2 protein-coding genes are annotated in these 2,252 nt (G+C 68.7%); both read left to right on the forward strand.

Annotation, left to right across the window (positions count from 1 at the left end; translation table 11 throughout):
• On the forward strand, nucleotides 1-858 hold an 858-nt coding region (locus ACV4UX_RS11385; protein ID WP_491593400.1), incomplete at its 5' end, for a nitrogenase component 1.
• Between the two features lie 11 nt (nucleotides 859-869).
• Nucleotides 870-2,138 (forward strand): nitrogenase cofactor biosynthesis protein NifB, encoded by a 1,269-nt coding sequence (gene nifB / locus ACV4UX_RS11390; protein WP_491593401.1) that lies wholly within the window; start codon nucleotides 870-872, stop codon nucleotides 2,136-2,138.
• Nucleotides 2,139-2,252 lie beyond the last annotated feature (114 nt).

Raw genomic sequence — 2,252 nt, forward strand, 5'->3', positions numbered from 1 at the left:
GGCTTCGTCTCCTGCGAGGACCTGCGGCACCTGAAGGACGTGTTCGCCGCCTTCGAGCTGCCCGTGACCCTGCTGCCCGACTATTCCGAGACCTTGGACGGCCCCGCCCTGGAGGACTACGAGAAAATCACCTCCGGCGGCACGCCCGTGAAGGCCCTGGAGGCCATGGGCGGAGCGCCCGCCACCATCGAGTTCGGGGCCACCCTGCCGCCGCCGGGCGAGGCGGGCACGGCCGGGGGGCTCCTGGCCGCGCGCCACGGCGTGCCCCTGCACCGCCTGGGCCTGCCCATCGGCCTGCGCGAGTCCGACGCCTTCTTCCAGGCCCTGGAGACCGTCTCCTGCTGTCCCACCCCCCGCCGTCACGCCCTGGAGCGCGGACGCCTCCTGGACGCCTTCGTGGACGGCCACAAGTACGTGGCCCAGAAGCGCTGCGTGCTCTACGGCGAGGAGGACCTCCTTGTGGGCCTGACCTCCTTCATGGCCGAGATCGGCGTCATCCCCGTGCTGGTGGCGGGCGGCGGCAAGTCCGGACGCCTCCGGGAAGCCGTGCGCGCCGCCTGCGAGGGGCTGCTCCCGGAGATGCCCGAAGTGGCCGAGGGCGTGGACTTCTACGACATCGCCGACAAGGCCCGCGAGCTGGCCCCGGACTTCTTCCTGGGACACTCCAAGGGCTACCGCCTGGCCCGCGAGCTGGACGTGCCCCTCATCCGCGTGGGCTTCCCCATCCACGACCGCTTCGGCGGGCACCGCACGCGCCACCTCTGCTACCAGGGCGCGCTGGACCTCCTGGACCGCGTGGTCAACGCCATGATCGAAAAGAAACAGACCGACTCCGACATCGGGTACGGATACATCTAAAGGAGCCCCCCATGGCCATGGACCTCTCCAAGCACCCCTGTTTCAACAAGGACGCCAAGGGCTCCTGCGCGCGCGTGCACCTTCCCGTCGCGCCCAAGTGCAATATCCAGTGCAACTACTGCAACCGCAAGTACGACTGCGTGAACGAGTCGCGCCCGGGCGTCACCTCTTCGGTGCTCACGCCGCACCAGGCCATGCTCTACATGGAAAAGGTGATGGAGGCCGAGAAGCGCGTCACGGTGGTGGGCATCGCAGGCCCAGGCGACCCCATGGCCAACGCCCGCGAGACCCTGGAGACCATGCGCCTGATCAAGAAGCGCTGGCCCGACATGATCCTGTGCCTCTCCTCCAACGGGCTCCAGCTGCCCGAACACGTGGACGAGCTGGCCGAGATCGGCGTCTCCCACGTCACGGTGACGGTGAACGCCGTGGACCCGGAGATCGCGGCCAAGATCTACTCCTGGGCGCGCATCGGCAAGGTGCTCTACCGGGGCGAGGAGGCCGCGCGCATCCTGCTGGAACGCCAGCGGGAGTCCATCCGCCTGCTCAAGGCCAAAGACATCATCGTCAAGGTGAACACCATCGTCATGCCCGGCATCAACGACCACCACATCGAGGAGATCGCCCGGACCATGAAGGAGATGGGCGTGAACTTGCTCAACTGCATGGCGCTCATCCCCAACAAGGAGACCAGGTTCGAGCTGGTCCCCGAGCCCTCCAAGGCCCGCATCGAGGAGATCCGCGCCATGGCCGAGCAGTATCTGCCCCAGATGCGCCACTGCCAGCGCTGCCGCGCCGACGCCGTGGGCCTGCTGGAAAAGGACTGCTCCAAGGAATTCTCCGGGCTGCTGGCCTCCTGCGCCGCCGCGCCCGCGCCCGTGGACGCCTCGCGCCCCTATGTGGCCGTTGCCAGCATGGAGGGCATGCTCGTGAACATGCACCTGGGCGAGGCCGGACTCTTCCAGATCTGGGGCGAAGACGGGGCGGGCGGCTACAAGCTGGTGGAAAACCGCCCCGCGCCGCCCACGGGAGGCGGCCCAAGGCGCTGGTACGACCTGGCCAAGGCGCTCAAGGACTGCCGGGCCGTGCTCGTCTCGGGCGTGGGCGACACGCCCCAGGCCATCCTCGAGGAGGAGGGCGTGAAGGTGGTGGCCATGGCGGGCTTCATCAGCCAGGGCCTGGACGCCGTGTTCAAGACGGGCGACGTGGGCAAGCTGCGCGCCAAGGGCGGCGGAGGCTGCAAGATGGGCAAGTGCTCGGGCGGCGGCGAGGGCTGCTAGAAACGTTCTTTCCGACGGTTGGTTGCTGGCTGGAGAGGTCGGCGGGGGAGTGGACGCCCCCCGCCGGCCTTGTCCGTTTGGTAGGCCCGTGGGCAAGGCGCGCGAGGGGGTTGC

The organism is Fundidesulfovibrio sp., assembly GCF_058402725.1.

What these genes read in the sequence shown, in the direction of transcription:
- nifB (WP_491593401.1), top strand. Translation starts at nt 870, where the DNA reads ATGGCCATGGACCTCTCCAAGCACCCCTGTTTCAACAAGGACGCCAAG.